At 33.6% G+C, this 19,159-nt stretch carries 14 protein-coding genes; 8 read left to right on the top strand and 6 right to left on the bottom strand.

The window, feature by feature from the left end:
- The first annotated feature begins 33 nt into the window (after positions 1 to 33).
- The 3 genes from ACFWV9_RS05335 (at position 34) to ACFWV9_RS05325 (ending at position 2,414) form a co-directional block, all read left to right on the top strand.
- Positions 34 to 1,815, top strand: coding sequence for a chloride channel protein (locus tag ACFWV9_RS05335; RefSeq protein ID WP_411894201.1), 1,782 nt, complete (start codon positions 34 to 36; stop codon positions 1,813 to 1,815).
- Positions 1,812 to 2,057 carry a hypothetical protein gene (locus ACFWV9_RS05330; RefSeq protein ID WP_411894200.1) on the top strand — a complete coding sequence of 82 codons (246 nt, stop codon included), beginning with the start codon at positions 1,812 to 1,814 and terminating at the stop codon, positions 2,055 to 2,057. The genes ACFWV9_RS05335 and ACFWV9_RS05330 overlap by 4 nt, the downstream gene beginning before the upstream one ends.
- A 165-nt stretch (positions 2,058 to 2,222) precedes the next feature.
- The gene (locus tag ACFWV9_RS05325) at positions 2,223 to 2,414 is read left to right on the top strand and encodes a cold-shock protein (protein WP_073085124.1); all 192 of its coding nucleotides are present in this window, start codon (positions 2,223 to 2,225) and stop codon (positions 2,412 to 2,414) included.
- 50 nt (positions 2,415 to 2,464) lie between these two features.
- On the opposite strand, the gene ACFWV9_RS05320 is transcribed toward ACFWV9_RS05325, so the two are convergent.
- Both ACFWV9_RS05320 and ACFWV9_RS05315 read right to left on the bottom strand, forming a co-directional pair.
- Positions 2,465 to 2,914 carry a nucleoside deaminase gene (locus ACFWV9_RS05320; protein ID WP_411894199.1) on the bottom strand — a complete coding sequence of 150 codons (450 nt, stop codon included), beginning with the start codon at positions 2,912 to 2,914 and terminating at the stop codon, positions 2,465 to 2,467.
- 13 nt (positions 2,915 to 2,927) lie between these two features.
- The gene (locus ACFWV9_RS05315; RefSeq protein WP_411894198.1) at positions 2,928 to 5,561 is read right to left on the bottom strand and encodes a T9SS-dependent M36 family metallopeptidase; all 2,634 of its coding nucleotides are present in this window, start codon (positions 5,559 to 5,561) and stop codon (positions 2,928 to 2,930) included.
- Between the two features lie 213 nt (positions 5,562 to 5,774).
- Between ACFWV9_RS05315 and ACFWV9_RS05310 the strand changes: the two genes are divergently transcribed.
- On the top strand, positions 5,775 to 7,559 hold the full coding sequence (locus ACFWV9_RS05310; protein WP_411894197.1) for a 1-deoxy-D-xylulose-5-phosphate synthase: 1,785 nt from the start codon (positions 5,775 to 5,777) through the stop codon (positions 7,557 to 7,559).
- On the opposite strand, the gene ACFWV9_RS05305 is transcribed toward ACFWV9_RS05310, so the two are convergent.
- Positions 7,539 to 7,703 carry a hypothetical protein gene (locus ACFWV9_RS05305; RefSeq protein ID WP_411894196.1) on the bottom strand — a complete coding sequence of 55 codons (165 nt, stop codon included), beginning with the start codon at positions 7,701 to 7,703 and terminating at the stop codon, positions 7,539 to 7,541. The genes ACFWV9_RS05310 and ACFWV9_RS05305 overlap by 21 nt on opposite strands.
- A gap of 81 nt (positions 7,704 to 7,784) precedes the next feature.
- The gene (locus ACFWV9_RS05300) at positions 7,785 to 9,125 is read right to left on the bottom strand and encodes a deoxyguanosinetriphosphate triphosphohydrolase (RefSeq protein WP_411894195.1); all 1,341 of its coding nucleotides are present in this window, start codon (positions 9,123 to 9,125) and stop codon (positions 7,785 to 7,787) included.
- A 238-nt stretch (positions 9,126 to 9,363) separates the two neighbouring features.
- Here ACFWV9_RS05300 and ACFWV9_RS05295 point away from each other — a divergent pair, with 238 nt between their 5' ends.
- Both ACFWV9_RS05295 and ACFWV9_RS05290 read left to right on the top strand, forming a co-directional pair.
- Positions 9,364 to 10,635 carry a hypothetical protein gene (locus tag ACFWV9_RS05295; RefSeq protein ID WP_411894194.1) on the top strand — a complete coding sequence of 424 codons (1,272 nt, stop codon included), beginning with the start codon at positions 9,364 to 9,366 and terminating at the stop codon, positions 10,633 to 10,635.
- Between the two features lie 69 nt (positions 10,636 to 10,704).
- Entirely contained in the window at positions 10,705 to 13,536 is a 2,832-nt protein-coding gene (locus ACFWV9_RS05290) for a TonB-dependent receptor domain-containing protein (RefSeq protein WP_411894193.1), read from the top strand.
- A gap of 69 nt (positions 13,537 to 13,605) precedes the next feature.
- On the opposite strand, the gene ACFWV9_RS05285 is transcribed toward ACFWV9_RS05290, so the two are convergent.
- Positions 13,606 to 13,965: a nicotinic acid mononucleotide adenyltransferase gene (locus ACFWV9_RS05285; RefSeq protein ID WP_411894192.1), complete on the bottom strand. Its 360-nt coding sequence runs from the start codon at positions 13,963 to 13,965 to the stop codon at positions 13,606 to 13,608.
- A gap of 402 nt (positions 13,966 to 14,367) precedes the next feature.
- Here ACFWV9_RS05285 and ACFWV9_RS05280 point away from each other — a divergent pair, with 402 nt between their 5' ends.
- Both ACFWV9_RS05280 and ACFWV9_RS05275 read left to right on the top strand, forming a co-directional pair.
- Entirely contained in the window at positions 14,368 to 15,576 is a 1,209-nt protein-coding gene (locus ACFWV9_RS05280) for a porin (RefSeq protein WP_411894191.1), read from the top strand.
- 79 nt (positions 15,577 to 15,655) lie between these two features.
- Positions 15,656 to 17,965: an anion permease gene (locus tag ACFWV9_RS05275; RefSeq protein WP_411894190.1), complete on the top strand. Its 2,310-nt coding sequence runs from the start codon at positions 15,656 to 15,658 to the stop codon at positions 17,963 to 17,965.
- A gap of 52 nt (positions 17,966 to 18,017) precedes the next feature.
- On the opposite strand, the gene chrA is transcribed toward ACFWV9_RS05275, so the two are convergent.
- Positions 18,018 to 19,145, bottom strand: coding sequence for a chromate efflux transporter (gene chrA, locus ACFWV9_RS05270; RefSeq protein WP_411894189.1), 1,128 nt, complete (start codon positions 19,143 to 19,145; stop codon positions 18,018 to 18,020).
- Positions 19,146 to 19,159: the final 14 nt, after the last annotated feature.

Raw genomic sequence — 19,159 nt, 5'->3', positions numbered from 1 at the left:
GCTATATGCAGGATTTTTTGATTAGATTGGGATATGCCAGTAAAATCATCCATATTCAAGAGAATACACATTTGGAGATACAAACATATTTCTGAAAAAAACTTCATTTTCTTATTAAGTTTAGTAATTGGTTTACTTGCAGGTATCATTTCTGTTTTTATTAAAAATGTAACCTTTGCAATAGAAGCAATTTTTCAAAAGGGAATCATCCTTTCTGAAAATAGCATCTATTTTATTTTACCGATTATCGGGTTATTGTTGGTATATCTTTTTGTAAAGTATGTTTCAAAAAAACCGAGTGAACATGCTATCCCATCTATATTATTTTCATTGTCTAAACGAGATGGTATTATAAATAAAAGGAACATTTATTTACCCTTAATCACAGCACCTCTAACGGTTGGTTTTGGTGGTTCTGTAGGACTTCTTGGTCCTGCAATTGCTTCAGCATCGGCTTTGAGTTCTAATCTCAGTCGGCTACTACATATTGATAGAAAAACTCGAAGTTTATTAATAGGATGTGCGTCTGCTGGCGCAATAGCTTCCATATTTAAATCACCCATTGCGGCCATTATTTTTGCAATAGAAATATTTAGTTTAGACCTAACATTTGCGTCATTATTACCGCTTTTAATTGCATCTGTTTCGTCAGTTATCACATCTTACTTCTTTCTTGGTGATAGTGTGCTTTTTGACTTTAATGTTACTGAGAAGTTTGTAATAAATGATACGCTATTTTACATTTTATTGGGTATTGGGACTGGTGTTGCGTCCATATACTTTTCCAAAATGTACTTTGGGATAACATCACTTTTTAATAAACTAAAGTCAGCACGCAAAAAACTGATCATTGGTGGTTTGGCTATTGGTGTAATGCTATTTTTCATTCCACCGCTCTATGGTGAAGGCTTTGGTTTTATAAATGATTTATTGCTGGGTAACGATATCAAAGCTTTGGGTAGTAATCCATTTAACGAATACATGGATAACATTTGGATAGTTATTGGATTACTCTTTGGAATTACCATTTTCAAGGCCATTGCTATGACAACAACATTTGCTGCGGGCGGAACCGGTGGTATTATCATCCCTACACTTGTAATGGGAAGTGCACTGGGAAATGTTGTGGCTAAAGTGATAAATAATTGTGGCCTTGGCTTTTCTGTTTCTGAAGCTAATTTTACACTCATTGGTATGGCCGGATTAATTGCTGGTGTTTTGCATGCACCACTAACTGCAATTTTTCTTATTGCTGAAATTACAGGTGGTTATGAGCTGTTCATTCCACTTATGATTACAGCTTCCATGTCCTTTATAATAAACAAGAATGGTCTTGATCATACTATTTATACTAAGGAGCTGCTCGAAAAAGGAGCTCTACTAACACAAGACAAGGATAAAAGTGTCCTCACATTAATGAAGTTAGAATCCGTAATTGAAAAAGATTTTATTCAATTACATCCAGAAATGACTTTAGGTGAAATGTTGAAAAATGGCGTTTCTAAATCTAATAGAAATCTCTTCCCTGTAACAGATGACGAGAATAATTTCATGGGTATAATATTATTAGATAATATAAGAACCGTAATGTTTGATCAATCACTATATAATTCTACTACGGTTGAAACCTATATGCACAAGCCTCCTGAGTTTATACACTTTGAAAATGACTCTATGGAAGTTGTGATGAAAAAGTTTCAAAATTCTGGTGCTTGGAATCTGCCAGTTATTAAAGAAAACAAGTACTATGGTTTTGTCTCAAAATCGAAGCTATTAACAGCTTATCGTCGCGAATTGATTAATTTCACATCATGAAGTTGCTGAAAATTTTTACTTTTTTTACCCTCATTGCATCCTTAGTTAGTATCGTATGTGGTTTCTTACTAGAATTAGAATACTCGCAAAAATTAATTGGCTTCGGTGTTGTAGGTATATTCTTTGTGGTATTTCCGCTTTTCTCTTATTATCGATGGAAAGGGAAAAGCATGAAAGATTATATGCTTACAAAGGAAAATCTGGACAAAATGAGAGAAAATCAAAAAAATAATAAATATTAAAATATTATTTCTTTTGATTTGACTTGTGTTAACAAACTAAATATCATTTAGTTACATATTTTTTTGTTGTCTAATTATATTCAATTAATCAAAATAAAACGTTTTATGTTCAATGGGCATTAGTTTATATATTACCTTTGCGTTTTAATTTTTATTTATTTTATAATGACTGGAACAGTTAAATTTTTCAATGATTCAAAAGGATTTGGATTCATTACAAACGAAGAAACAGGAAAAGACATCTTCGTACACGTATCAAACCTTAATGGTTTAGAACTTCGTGAAGGCGATAATGTAGAGTACACAGAAGAAGAAGGAAGAAAAGGAATGGTTGCTGCAAACGTAAGCATTCTTTAAGATATACTTTATTATGGTTTCAACGCTCAACCTTTGGTTGGGCGTTTTTTTTAGTTCAAATTTCTTTTCTCTATAAAAAACCGCTTCATCAAGTTGGATGCTTCTTCTTCAAGAATACCACCAACCACCTCTGTCTTAGGATGTAGTTTTGTACCTAAAGCTCTAAAGCCTCTTTTTTCATCAGTAGCAGCATAAACAATTTTCGAAAGTTGACTCCAATATAATGCACCAGCACACATCTGGCATGGTTCTAGAGTTACATAAAGTGTACAACCCACAAGATATTTACCGCCTAAAAAATTAGATGCAGAGGTAATAGCCTGCATTTCTGCATGAGCCGTTACATCATTTAACAATTCCGTAAGGTTATGTGATCTTGCGATTATTCGATTTTCAACAACAATAACCGCTCCTACTGGTACTTCACCTTTATCAAAAGCCTCTTCAGCTTCCTGAAGGGCTTTTTTCATAAAGTAAGTATCATCATAAGGATTAATCATATGCTAAAGATAATTAGTTCTTAATTATCTTTTCATTGTAATTAATTGTATCGCCTTTAATATTAAGTATATAGATACCAGTTTTTAGATTAGATGTATCTATAGTAATTGCACTAAAAAGATCTTGCTTTAAATTGAGTACTACCCTACCATTAATATCAATTAAAGTAATAGATACATTACCTAAACCAGTAGTTGTATTTATTGTTAACTCCGTTTGTGTTGGATTAGGATAAACACTAAGTCCGTTGATAGAAAATTCATCAACACTTAATAAGTCAGAACAATTGTCTAAAGAAGGATCATCACTAGGTGGCATGGTAAAATCTTCAACTTGGTCTAGTCTTATATCCGAGTCTCCTTGAGTTGCATTAAACCCTAAACCACGTGCAGAAAATATTTCCCATATCGTACACTGATCTATTCCGCCAGTTAATAATGTATCTGCTGCTAAAAGAGCATCTCTTCCATCAACAAATCCTGGACTACACGGTTGCATTTTTAGCGCTTGGATAACCAAATCCATAACTTTATTGTTGCCACCTTCGCCATTGAATAGGTCTGAGTCAAATCCATATTTATCAATATATGCCCATGTAAGATCCCATAAAACTGTTGCCCAAACAGAACCAATACCATGTGGCTGACTTATACTTGTATTATTTGTTGCAGCGTAAGTGAGTTCATTAATAGTAAAATCTGGACTGTACCGTCTTGGACGTATCCCTGGACCCGTTATTGGCTGACTTGTTGCAAATGTTCCAATACCTCTTGCGTCCGCAGCAGTATCTGTATCATACATTGAAACCATTAGCCCAAACCAATCAGACCAACCTTCACCCATTTGCTCTGCATTAAACAAACAACTTGCAGTTGATGGCCCTCCTGTGGTTCTATTCGAAATACCATGACCATATTCATGTGCTATGATACCATTATCAAAATCACCATCGATTTGAAATGGTCCGTTATTAACTAAAGTAGCATTGATGGTTTGGTTATTATTTTCTAATGAGGATATAATCGCTTCTCCATCTGCTTGTGTAACCATAATAGATGGAATTGTAACAGATGCTCCTTGTGCTCCTGGTCCCATTACAATAGGATCACCAGCTACATTATTTACCATAATAACAGCTACGGCTCCTGCATTTTGAGCTGCTAACACTTTAACACCAAATTCGCATTCTCCTCTTCTGATTACAGCTATTTTTCCATTTAAAAATGATGCATTAGTTATTGCGTTACAAGCATCTAATACGTCAGGTGACAAATCAATTGCTAATGCCAATTGAGTTGTTATGGGAGTAGTTGACAAAGGTCCACCAAAACCAGCTTCAACACCAGAATAGTTCCCCGCTGCTATTCCATTTTGCACTTCAAGTGGATCATCTAAAGGTCCTACAGGTGACCACATAAACATAGTCATGGTAGGATTTTGTCCGTCTGGTGGTGTACCGAATGTTGCATTATTAATACCACTTCCATCTTGCGCATCTGCAACAACCTCATCTCTTTGAAGACCAGGATTGCCATAGTTGTTTGATTGAAAATTCCCAGCACGTTCATCAAAACCGTGGTGATACCATATATCATGCATCATATTGTTTAAATAAAATAAATTTGTAACAGATGCTGCTTCATAACCCTCAGCAGGTTGGTTCATATCCAACGGAAAATCAAACGTTAAACTACTGGTTCCATCTGGCATAAATCCATTTGTAAACACTTGACCGTCTCTATCTTCTTGCGCAAAAACATTATTCCCTCGTGTCGTTGTATGCTCTGCACCAACTAACCCATCTTCATCATGCCAACCAAATGGAGAAGCAACTGGACTAGCAGGATTCACAACTAATTGCCTTGCCCCATGATTTGGACTTTCTGCGGGTAAAGCAAACACATTATAACTTGATCCATCTACCAAAATTGTTGAAGGAGAAATCATTTCATTATAAAAGTTGATTTCTTCACTTGGTGTATTGTGCGCATGTTCTTTTTCAAAAGTACATGTCAAAAGAAAATCATGGACCTCCAAAATCTCGTTGTTTGTGGCATCAATTCTTATACTATACCAATGAGAATTATCATTAGCATAAACCACAATATCCCAAGCCAATTTTAATTCATTTTCTTGCTGAGAATAAACTAGTTCTGCAGTAATATCTCTTTGCGATATACCTGCTTTTGAGAAAATGTATGAATTACCTGTTTTCTCCAATTGTACTAAATCAACCGGATTTGATAATTGAAAATGATTGGCCATTGCATTAATTGCAACTTCAGGAGAAATTGATACTGTCGTTGTATTAACTTTATTTGCCACATCATTAGTAAATCTATTGGCGTAGTAAAACACGTTATTATCTTTAATGACAACTGTTGAAATAGCATTAAAAATATCTATTCCCTGATGGGTTTGATTTAAGTAGGTATAATTTATGCCAGCATCATCTTCATACGAATCTCTTATTACAATATTCTCTAAATCCCCATTTTGAAGATTATATCGCTCTTGATTATCTTTTAAATAATCTAATATTATAGTTCCGAATTGAGATTCCTCTAAAGAATTCTGGGCAGTAGCAAATTGATTTGTAAACAAAAGCGCAACAAGCCATGCAAAAACAATGTAGTTTTTTTTCATCTTAATTAATAATTAGGTTTGATACTGGACTAATTAAAAATTAGTCTCCGCAATTTTTTTTACGAAAATAGGGAATTATTGAGAAATTCTAAAACTAAGTATATCGCTACTTGTAATTATATAAAAAACAATCAGAAATATTAGGTTTCTTTAAGTTTTCTACCTTTTATATCCTCTTTTCCATTGACAAACTATTTCTCGTATTTTTGCTCAATGGCCAATGGACTACTAAATCATATTAATTCTCCTTCAGATTTACGCAATTTGACAATAAATGATTTATCTATCTTAAGTAGAGAATTAAGGCAATTTATTATTGATGTTGTTGCAACTAAAGAAGGCCATTTAGGTGCTAGTTTAGGTGTAATTGAACTCACAATTGCACTTCACTATGTATATAATACTCCTAAGGATTTATTGATTTGGGATGTGGGTCACCAAGCTTATGGTCACAAAATTTTAACTGGCAGAAAAGATGTATTTCATACCAATAGACAATTAGATGGTTTGAGTGGTTTTCCGAATCGACTAGAAAGTGAATTTGACACGTTTGGTGTTGGGCATTCTTCTACATCTATTTCGGCAGCTTTAGGTATGGCAATTGCCTCCAAATTAAAAAATGAAATCAGACACCATATTGCTGTCATTGGTGATGCATCAATTGCAAGTGGTATGGCCTTCGAAGGTTTAAACCATGCTGGCGTTACCAATGCTAATTTACTGGTAATACTAAATGATAATGCCATTGGGATTGATCCTAGTGTAGGAGCTTTAAAACAATATTTAACTAATGTAAAAAAAGGTACGCAAAAGCAAGACAATATATTTGAAGCTTTAAATTTTGACTATTCGGGACCTATTGATGGTCATAATTTACCATTGTTGGTTGCAGAATTAGAGCGACTCAAATCTGTTGATGGGCCTAAATTATTACATGTAATTACTACTAAAGGCAAGGGGTTAAAACAAGCGGAACAAGACCAAGTTAAATATCATGCACCTGGAAAGTTTAATGCCAAAACAGGAGAACTTGTTAAGAATCTTCAGGACAATGAGCCTCCTAAATATCAAGATGTTTTTGGTAAAACAATCCTAGAGCTTGCTTTGGAGAATGAAAAAATAATTGGCATTACGCCTGCTATGCCTACGGGAAGTTCATTGAAATATATGATGGATAAAATACCCGAAAGAGCTTTTGATGTTGGTATAGCAGAACAGCATGCCGTTACATTAGCTGCTGGGATGGCAACTCAGGGATTAATCCCCTTTTGTAATATTTATTCAACATTTTTACAACGAGCGTATGATCAGATAATACATGATGTCGCTATTCAAAACTTACCGGTAATTTTTTGTTTAGACAGGGCTGGTTTAGTAGGGGAAGATGGAGCAACACATCATGGAGTTTTCGATTTAGCTTATCTAAACTGTATCCCGAATTTGGTCATTTTTGCTCCGAAAGATCCAGTTGCCTTACGCAATATTATGTATACAGTACAATTAGGAATCGATTTTCCAATTGCGATTCGTTATCCTAGAGGAAGAGCACATACTGCAGATTGGAAGAAACCATTTGAAGCAATAGAAATAGGCAAAGGAATTTGTATTAAAGAAGGAAAGGCTATAGCTATTCTCTCTATTGGCACTATGGCCAATAATGTAAAAGAAGCTATTACTTTACTTAAAAATCCGGAGGAGTTAGGACATTACGATATGCAATTCGTTAAACCTATTGATGAGGAACTGCTACATAAAATTTTCAAATCATATAAGGCAGTAATAACTATTGAAGATGGCACAGTAGTGGGTGGATTTGGTAGCTCAATATTGAGTTTTGCCAATAAGAATAATTATAAGCAACCTATAAAATTAATGGGTATTGAAGATGAATTTGTTGAGCATGGCAGTATTGCACAATTACAGCAAACACAAAGTATAGATGTGCCTAGTATAAAACAAAGAATTGAAACCTTGCTATTAGTTATCAATAACAGCTAAATTATTTTGCTGTTCAACTTTCTCTATCTCAGTCTTAGTTTGCTTAATTTCTTCTTTCTTCGGTTTTGAGATATCGTCAATCATAATAAGGCATGTCACGACGACCATGAAGATGACGAGGCCACCAAGTATATTATGTCTCATAAGTAGGTTATTTGGAGCTAATAATAGTCTAAAGTAAAACTAATTGGCGATAAAAAACAAATTTAATCGATGAAATACACATTATGAAATATTCCCTTTCAATTTCTTATACAATAGCATGGCATTTGTATCAGATAGTTTTGAAATATAGAGACAGATAGAAATCAAGTTTTCATAAACCGATGTACTATTCAATTTAACAGTCTCTGGCAAGGTGTTTAATAATAATTCATCATAATTAGAAAGCGTATTGTTATAATAATGAAATGACATTTTGCAATAAGCCTTTAACAACTGATTTAAAATTTCATATCCTGCAATCTCTTTGTCTATAACATCCTTTGATTGGTAAACATTCTCAATACTTATAGAAATTATATCCTCTATTTGAGCTTTATACTTGCATACATCTAACAAGGCCGAATCAAAATTTCCTGATAAAATAAGTTCTTCATTCTTCATAAATACAGCCACAGCCTCTTCAATTAAGTTACCAATTGCCAAAGCCCTTAGATAACTTATCCTATCTTCTTTAGTTTTTAGCTGATTATATTTCTTTGTATTAATAGTTTCTCTCACAAGGTTAATAAGATACTCTAAAGCGTACTCTTCCTCAATTAATCCAAGATTAATACCATCTTCAAAATCAATTATTGTATAGCATATGTCGTCAGCTGCCTCAACCAAATAAGCTAATGGGTGTCTATTAAAACTTATATGTTCTTTACTTCTGCTTATAAGACCAAGTTCATTTGCAACATCACTAAACATGTCTTTTTCACTTTGGAAGAATCCATATTTTTTATCGGCTATATGAGCCGTAGGTTTCTTTGGAAGTGACTCTTTGGGATATTTCATAAAAGCGCCTAAAGTGGCATAGCTTAATCTTAAACCTCCTTCTCTTCCTGTGCGACTTTCTGTTAATATTTTAAAGCCATTAGCATTACCTTCAAAATCACATAGATCCTGGTATTCTTTAGCACTTAAATACGACTTAAATTGAACTCCTTCACCTTTTTTAAAATACGCTCCTATAGCTTTTTCACCCGAATGCCCAAATGGTGGGTTACCAATATCGTGTGCTAAAGCCGCTGCAGCAACAATGGCGCCAAAATCGTTCATTTTATAACCATGGATAGTTTCTAAATGCGGATGTTTATTAAGCAATAGTTCACCAACCTTACGACCTAATGATCTACCAACAACACTAACCTCCAGACTATGCGTTAACCTCGTATGTACAAAATCTGTTTTTGACAAGGGTACAACTTGGGTTTTATCCTGTAAGCTCCTAAACTCAGATGAAAAGATTATTCTATCATAATCTACCTCAAACCCTAAACGAGCTTCATTCTGTTCCTTTCTAAGTCTTTTATTGGTATCGCCAAAGCGTTTTAAAGAGAGTAATTGGTCCCAATTCATAGTTACAATTTAGAGTTTGCAAGATAGACAAATTGATTTTTAAATCCGTAATCAATTCACAGACAAGTACAATGTTAAGTCAATGTTTCGTGAATGTGAAATGGCTTAATATTAAGCTAACACTCAACTAACCTTTTGATTACAAACGTTTAATTTTTGATTAACTCTAGACTGTGATTATCAGCGTTTCTTTGCATCATAATTATGAAACAAAAAATGTTATTTAAAAGTTAACTCAATGAAAAAAGTAATTTTAGCCGTATTAGTAGTTTCAACACTTGTTTTTACAGGTTGTTTTAAGGATGATGATACACCAATCATCATTGAAGAAATTACAATAATCAATAATAACAATCCAAATGGTAACGACGATTGCCCAGTTGTTTCTGTAACAGGTTTAATTAGCGCAAGTACAACTTGGACTGCAGACAATATTTACCAACTTAACCAAAAAGTTGTTGTGGCAGATGGTATAACATTAACCATAAATCCTGGAACAATTATTAAAGGGTCTCCAGGTACAGGTTCTCTAGCCTCAGCATTAATTGTAGCAAGAGGAGGAACATTAAATGCTCAAGGAACAGCAGATCAACCAATTATCTTCACCTCAACAAGTGATAACATTACTTGTGGGGAAACTGCCGGTACAAACTTAGATCAAGATGATAGAGGTCTATGGGGAGGATTAATAGTTTTAGGTAGTGCACCATGTTCTTTTTCGGGTGATATAGTAGAAGCACAAATTGAAGGTATTCCTGCTGACGATACGTTTGGTCTTTATGGAGGTACTGATTCTGATGATAGTTCAGGAGCATTAAGCTATATTTCAATACGTCATGGCGGTGCCTTAATTGGTGAAGGAAACGAAATTAACGGATTGACACTTGGTGGTGTAGGTACCGGTACTTTAATTGATAATATTGAGGTCGTTGCAAACGTTGATGATGGTATTGAATTCTTTGGTGGAACTGTTGATGCTTCAAACTTATTAGTATGGGGTCAGGGTGACGATGCCTTAGACATTGATCAAGCTTATTCTGGTACTATTGATAATGCTGTTGTGGTATTAGGTGATATCTCTGACCACGCTTTTGAAATTGATGGCCCAGAAGGTACAGGTACTGGTGCGTTTACCATAAGAAATGCGACAATTATAGGAAATTCAGTTACTGCAAATGGTGAATATGCTGACTTTAGAAGTAATGCTCAAGGAATAACAGAAAATATATTTGCATACGGATTTAAAGACTCATCTGATGTAGAATTAGATAACGATGGTGTTGCTACTAACTATAATAATGGCCTATTAACTTTTGGTACATGGGAAATAGTATTACCTGCAGGTGTTACCGATGTTGCTGAAATTTTTGTGAATAAAGCAGAAAATGTAACTGTAACCGGATTTGGTTCTAATGCAACTGCAGTAACTGCTGGAACAGAAACCGTAGGCGCTACGACTTCTAACTTAAGTTGGACTTACTCAAACGAAGCTGGTGGCTTAGGTTTCTAATTTTTACTATTAAAATACACACAAACCCATCATTTACATTTTAAGTGATGGGTTAGTACCAAAATATATATGAAAAATTTCAAAATTGCCTTAGTTCTGTTTTTTACTTTACTATCCTACTTTGGGTTTGCACAAGGAAAAGTATCTGGGACTGTTATTGATGGTGAATTCAATGAGCCTATGGCTTTCGCCAATATCCTTGTAAAAGGCACTACTACAGGAACAAATTCTGATTTCGATGGTAAATATGAGATTGAACTAGATGAAGGTAGATACACATTAGTCTTTTCATTTGTTGGGTATAACACTCAAGAAATTACTGATGTGGTAATAACTTCAGGGAGCTCGATAATACTTGATGTGGTTTTAGAGACTAATTCACTTGATACTGTTGTTATTACTACATCAACAAAACGCAATACAGAGAATGCCGTATTGAACCTCCAGAAAAAATCCGTGGTGGTACTAGATGGTTTATCAGCTCAAGCCATAAAAAGTACTGGTGCTGGGAATGTTGCAAGTGCTGTTAAGAGTGTACCTGGTGTCTCAATACAAGGCGGTAAATATGTTTATGTACGTGGTTTAGGTGACAGATATACAAAATCCATATTAAACGGTGTTGATATTCCTGGTTTAGATCCAGATAGAAATACCATACAAATGGATTTATTTCCAACCAGTATATTAGATAATGTTATAGTCTTAAAATCTGCTTCGGCAGAATATCCAGCAGATTTTACTGGTGGTATTGTAGATATTGTAACTAAAGATTATCCTTCAAGACCTGAGTATTCTATATCCTTAGGTAGTGGCTACAATCCAGACATGCATTTCAATGACAACTATTTAAGTTCTACTGGAAGTGATACTGATATATTAGGGTATGATGATGGTACTAGAGATCTACCTATTAACCGTTACCAACCTATACCTAGTACTTCTGAAGATAGAATATTACTCACAACCTTAACAGACCGATTTCAAAAAGAACTTCGAGCTAAACAAGAAACCAGTGGTATGAATTTTGACTTTGGTTTCACTCTAGGTAATCAGTACGATGTTGGTGATAACAAACTGGGGTATTTAGCCTCATTTTCATATAAAAACAATACAACGTTTTATGAAAACAGAGTTGATGGTGCATACATTAAAAACCCTCAAGACAGATCTGACACTGAGCTAGTTGGCACCTTGGATTCTAGAGGTTCTGAAGGTATTAACAATATCATTTTAAATGGTATGTTAGGTGTGGCGTATAAAACAGATAAGGCAAAATATAAAGTCAATCTTTTACATATTCAAAATGGTGAATCCACAGCAGGGTTTTTTAACCAAACCATATCACAAGATGGAACAGGTGGTGGTATTGAACCTCTGACCAAAAATTCTATTACATATACGGAACGATCTATTACTAACCTATTATTGAGCGGTAAACATCGTTTAAGCGATGACGAAAACGCATTTAACTTAGAGTGGAAACTATCGCCAACCTTTTCTAAAGTTATGGATAAGGATCATAGAATTACACCATTGCAACAAAGTGATAATGGCGATTCATTTTTATCACCGTCGGCATCAACTTTCCCAATACAGTTATGGCGTAATTTATTGGAAGAGAGTTGGGCTGGTAAAGTAGATATAGATAAAACTATAGAGCTATTTGGTAGTCCTGCAAAAATAAAATTTGGAGGAGCTTATACGTATAAGTTCAGAGACTTTAGTATAGATGATTATACGTTTAATATTCAAGGAGATCAGTCATTTATCGCTAATGGTGACGTTGACAATTTATTAGACTCTGATAACATTTGGAATACAACATCTGATACAGGTACTTACTTAATTTCTATTGACACGTTTAATCCAATTGATGCCTATGAAGGTGAGCAACATATCGGAGCGACATATTTCTCAACAGAGTTTAATGTCAACGAAAATTTAAAAACGGTTTTAGGAGTAAGAACAGAATTTTTTAATTCGTTTTATACTGGTACAAGAGATAACAATACCATCTTCTTTAATAGAGATTTGATATTAGATGAATTTGATTTCTTCCCTTCTGCAAACCTCATTTATGCATTGAATGATAATTCTAATTTAAGAACATCATATTCTCGCACAACGGCAAGACCTTCATTTAAAGAAGCATCGGTATCTCAAATATTTGATCCAATAACAAATCGATTGTTTATTGGTAATATAGATGTTGTACCAACCTATGTTAATAATTTTGATTTAAGATATGAGCACTTTGGAGATAGTGGGCAAATGTTTGCTATTAGTGGTTTTTACAAAGATTTTACAGATCCAATTGAACAAGTATTTTTCCTTAATGCACCGACACAATTAACCGTTGGAAATTTAGGTGATGCCATTGTTTATGGTGCTGAATTTGAAATTAGACAGCGCTTAGGTTTTATTTCTGAAGATTTAGACAAGCTTAAATTTAATGCTAATGTATCTGTAATTAAATCTGAGTTAACTATGTCTGATGATGAGTTTAATGGCAGACAAGCAGGTGCTAGGGATGGTGAGACCATTGAAAGAAAAAGAGATTTGCAAGGGCAAGCACCTTATTTAATTAATGTTGGCCTTAACTACAATGATTCAGAAAAAGGATTTAGAACTGGCTTATTTTACAATTTACAAGGAGAAACACTAGAAGTAGTTGGTATCAGGGAAGTACCAGACGTATACACCAAGCCATTTAATAGCCTTAACTTCACCTTGAATAAAACATTTGGAGAACAAAAAAGATCTTCTATTGATTTAAAGGTTAATAACATATTGAACAGTACAAGGCTCAGTGAATATGTTTCATATAGAGCGCAAGACCAGGTTTTTACACTTAGAGAACCTGGTACTGAAATTTCTTTAGGCTATACTTTTAAATTCTAAGGGAATTACCGTTAGTTTAAATAAAAAATGCTCTCCAATGGAGAGCATTTTTATTAAGATTTGTTACTTTTATTTATTGCTTATTGCAACTTTAGTCTTGTTATTCCATTTATTTACATTGACAATTTTAGAGTCTATATAATCTACTTCTTTTAAAGAATCACCTTCCCAAAAGAACCATTTACCAACCTTTTTCCCAGAATCATAAGTCCCAACTGTTACTTTATTACCTTCTAAATCATAACTAGTCCACTCACCATGTAATTTACCAATTTCATTAAACATTCCTGTTTGCTCAACTGCACCATTATCATGATAATACGTTACTAAAGTTAAGTTGCCTTTCTTTTCTATTTTGGGATTTTTCTCGTTTTGAGCATATGTAAAACCAACACAAAACATTAAGAATACTACCATTATCTTTTTCATATCTATTTGGGATTTAATTCATCTCTATATATATCAAATGTAACTTTTAATTTACATTTAAGCAACATTTTCATAACATTTAGTTAACATTAAAGTTTTATGTATCTGATTATCTGCGTTTTACGCTTATTAATGAAATATCAGTAGGTAATCTTAATAATTAAATAATATTCTGGTTACAATTAAATTAAATTCACTTACCATATTTGCATTGTGTTGAAAAACACGTTTTAGTATTTCATTAATTTGTTAGTTTTTGTCGACTGAATAATTATGAATTCTAATATAGGCTGCCTCAATGGCAGCCTTTTTTTTGAAATGACCTTTTAAAATTAATACTAAGGAAACATTTACTTAACATTTGTTTTGGTTATTTGCACTAGACAAAAACTACAAAATATCATGAAATTAAAAATTAGCTTAATAGCACTATTTGCTATTATCTCACTTCACACTTCCCAGGCACAAGAAATCAGTGATACAAGCTTTGGTAAAGGACTCATAAATTTTACAGCTAAAGACAGTTCTTTCAGTATTAAGTTTGCACCTCGGTTTCAGGTTCGATCTGTTTCGTCATGGGACTATACTGGAGACCAGTTTGGTAGCCCAGAGCACAATTTTATTGTTCGAAGAGCACGCCTTAAGTTTGATGGTTTCGCCTATAGTAAAAAACTTGTATACAAAATAGAGTTAGGTTTATCTAATAGAGATATCTCAGGAGCCAATCAGTTTAACAGGAATACTCCTAGATATATTTTAGATGCTGTCTTAAAATGGAATTTTACTGGCAATTGGGAGCTATGGGCTGGTCAGACAAAATTACCTGGTAATGTAGAGCGTGTTGTATCTTCTGGAAATTTACAGTTAATTGATCGTTCATTACTTAATAGTAGATTTAACATTGACCGTGATTTAGGAATTCAACTTAGACACAAAACTAATTTAGGTGGTGACTTTTTAATGCGTGAAAAGTTTTCCGTATCTCAAGGAGAGGGTCGAAATGTAACTGAAGGTAATGAGGGAGGACTACAATATACCGCTCGTTTAGAATTTTTACCGTTTGGTACTTTTAAATCTAAAGGCGATTATAGTCAATCAGATTTAAAGCGTGAAGAAAAACCAAAGCTAATGGTAGGTGTAACTTACAACTTTAACGAGGACGCTGTAAGAGAAAGAGGTTTTGCTGGTGATTATATGCTAAGAAGTGATGGGTCATTATATGAAACTGATCAAACTACTGTTTTTGCTGATGCTATGTTTAAATACAATGGATTCTCATTTATGGGTGAATATGCCAAGAGAACAGCAGATGATGAAATTGCCACTGACGTTGATGGAATAACACCTACTGGTGACATCGTACTAACAGGTAATGCCCTTAACCTCCAAGCCGGTTATTTGTTCAAAAACAACTATGAAATTGCAGGCCGTTACACAAGTACAGATTATGAATCTGTAACAAATAGAGATCCAGAAAGACAATACACTTTAGGTTTAAATAAATTTATAGTTGGTCACAAATTGAAAATTCAATCTGATCTAAGCTATACTACAGTTGACGGGAATGAAGATAACATAACCTTCAGATTAGGTTTTGACTTCCACTTCTAATCAGTTAAAAATAACAATTAGATAACACTTACGCGAAATAGATTATAGATATTTGCAAACTTATTTTAACTAAAAAATTATGGACAACATTTATTTATACATGTTAATAGCAATTACGGTTTTAGCCGTGGCTGACATCATTGTTGGTGTTAGTAATGATGCTATCAATTTCTTAAATTCTGCAATTGGTTCTAAGGCCATTTCATTACGAACCATAATGATAGTTGCTAGTTTAGGTATTTTTATTGGAGCTGTCTTTTCTAGTGGTATGATGGAGGTAGCACGTAAAGGGATATTCGTGCCAGCAGAGTTTGAATTTAGCGAAATCATGCTCATTTTTATGGCTGTAATGATAACTGATATCCTACTGTTAGATTTTTTTAATACGCTTGGGCTACCAACATCGACAACTGTATCTATAGTTTTTAATTTATTAGGAGCCGCAGTTGTAATGTCTTTGATAAAAATTAGTAATTCTGATTCACAATCATTTTCAGATTTAGCAACTTATATTAATACCGCAAAGGCTATTGAAATTATATCTGGTATTCTATTATCAGTAGTAATAGCGTTCTCAGTTGGTGCAATAGTTCAGTGGGTTTCAAGGCTTATTTTTACTTTTAACTATGAAAATAAAATAAAACATTTCGGGGTTATTTTCGGAGGTGTAGCCTTAACAGCTATTACTTATTTTATCTTTTTAAAAGGCCTAAAAGGAACACCTTATTACAGTGATTTAAAATCAGTTGTAGAAGGTAATGAAATTTACATCATACTAGGAAGTTTTGTGTTCTGGACTCTATTCTCTTTTGTTTTTGAAAAAATTACAAAGAAAACTGTATTACTTGTTGTTATTGCCATTGGCACATTTGGGTTAGCCTTAGCATTCTCAGGAAACGATTTAGTAAACTTTATTGGTGTGCCGATGGCCGCATATCACTCTTATGAAGCTTGGGTAGCTGGAGGTATGGATGTAACAATGTCTATGGCTGTCCTTGATAAAAAAGTTCCTGCTGAACCATTATTACTATTTATTGCAGGTGCTATAATGGTACTAACCTTATGGTTTTCTAAAAAAGCAAAAACAGTTGCTGAGACAGAAATTAGCTTATCACGTCAAGGTGAAACACATGAGAAATTTGAACCTAACAGATTATCTAGATCAATTGTAAAAGGTACTACACAATTATCAAACTACTTTGGTGTTATAGTTCCGTCTTCAATTCAAAATCGTATTGGTAAAAGTTTTGATAAACCTAATTTCACATTAACAAAAGACCAAAGTATAAATGCACCAGCATTTGATATGATTAGAGCATCGGTTAATCTTATGGTAGCTGGTGTGCTAATTGCAATAGCTACTTCAATGAAGTTACCTCTGTCAACAACTTACGTTACTTTTATGGTAGCAATGGGTACATCTCTTGCAGATAGAGCTTGGGGTAGAGAAAGTGCCGTGTATAGAGTTGCTGGAGTATTAAATGTAATTGGCGGATGGTTTGGTACCGCGATAGGTGCATTTGTAGCTGCTGGTACTGTAGTATTTTTAATTAATTGGAATCCTAAGGTTATCATTCCAATATTACTACTACTAACTGTAATTTTATTATACCGAAACTACACGTCTCATAAGAAAAAAACTTCAAAGGTTATTGAAGAAGATAGTTTAAAAAAGGCGGAAAGTAGTTCTGTACAAGGTGTTATCCTTGAAAGCGCAAACAATATGGCCAATGTAGTAAAACGAACAAACAGAATCTACTCTAATGCCATTGTTGGACTTGCAAAACAAGATTTAGACTTGCTTAAAAAGAGTAAAAAACAGGTGGTAAAATTATCTGATGAAGTAGATGATTTACGTGATAATGTGTTTTATTTTATTAAAAATTTAGATGAGTCTAGTGTTGGCGCAAGTGATTTTTATATCAATATTTTAGGCTATCTTCAAGATATGACGCAATCTTTAGAATATATTACTAAAGTAAGTCACAAGCATATTAATAACAATCATAAGAAACTTAAGTTCAGCCAAATTAAAGAGCTAAAGGAAATTGATGATAAACTAGAAGTTTTATTTGAAGATACTCGAGTTGCGTTCAAATCGGAATCTTTTGAACAAATTGGGGCAATTTTAGACGAAAGAACTGAAGTATATAAACTTGTAAAAGATAAAATTAAACAACAGGTTAAACGTACTAGAACAGAAGAATCAAGTCCTAAAAATACAACACTATATTTTAGTGTATTATTAGAGACAAAAGATTTAATTAAATCAACAATGAATTTGTTAGAAGAGTATCATAATTCTTTTGATAGTTCAATTGAGCCTGCTACAATTGATGTTGTAGATGAGATTGATGTAAAATCTGAATCTTCGGAAAAAGAAGAATAAAGACTAAAATTAATTCATAAATTTAAAAGCCATCACTATTGTGATGGCTTTTTTATTTTGTAAATGTTAATAGAAAGAATCCTAATGCCGCACCAATAACAATAGTCCAAATTGTACTAACTTTTGTCTTAAAAGTTAATATTACAGCAATTAGGGCAATTAAAATACTTTGCCATTCCATTAAGGTTTCTAGGCCCATTACAATTAAAACTGCTAGCATCACAGATACTGCAGCGACATTTACTGAATCTAAAAAATATCGTAATATTTTTGAATTACGCATTCTTGGAATAAACGGGTTCAAAATAAGAACAAATAAAAACGACGGTAAAAAAATACCTGCTGTGGCTACTAATGCTCCTGTAAATCCTGAAAGTTGATAACCTATAAATGTAGATGTAGATAGAACAGGTCCTGGAGTAAATTGTCCAATTGCAATAGCATCGATAAGTTCAGCTCTTGTTAAAAGTCCTCTTGTTACTAATTCTGCGTCTAAATATGCGAAAAGCACATACCCACTGCCGTAAAGTATTGCACCTACTTTTAAGAATATTAAAAATAATTTCAACGTTGAAATTTTAGCAACAGCAGTATTAAAACCCAGTAATACCAAAAAGGGGGAAATACTATTAAAAGAAGAAGCTGTTTTAGACTTCAAATAAAAATAAAGCATACCTAATACACCCGCAGATAGAAGTGCCAAAACTTCATTCACTCCTAGTAGACTGACAATTAAAACAATTATTCCAAGAACAATGAGTTCAATGCCTTTTACTGCCTTTTTTCCGAGTTTTAAAATAGCACCAGCAATAATAGCTAATACAGCAGGTTTTATGCCGTATATAAATGGTTCAATTTCTGGCAGCTGACCATACTTTACATACAAATATGCTAATAAGGCCGTAATAATTGTAGCCGGAAAAATAAATGCTATACCAGCGACAAATAAACCTGGTTTACCTGCTCTTTCATAACCACAATGCATGGTCATTTCAGTAGAATTTGGTCCAGGAATTAAATTTGTAGTACCAATGAGATCTAAGAAGTAATCGCGTGTCATCCATTGTCGTTTTTCAATGATCTCATCTTCCATCATGGCAATATGTGCTGCAGGACCGCCAAAAGCAAAGCAACCGAGTTTAAAAAAAACCTTGGCGACTTCGATCAACTTCTCGTTCATATAAAGTCTAATAT

Source organism: Winogradskyella sp. A2 (genome assembly GCF_046762865.1).
Lineage (GTDB): Bacteria > Bacteroidota > Bacteroidia > Flavobacteriales > Flavobacteriaceae > Winogradskyella.
This window is presented reverse-complemented; position numbering and strand designations above follow the sequence as displayed.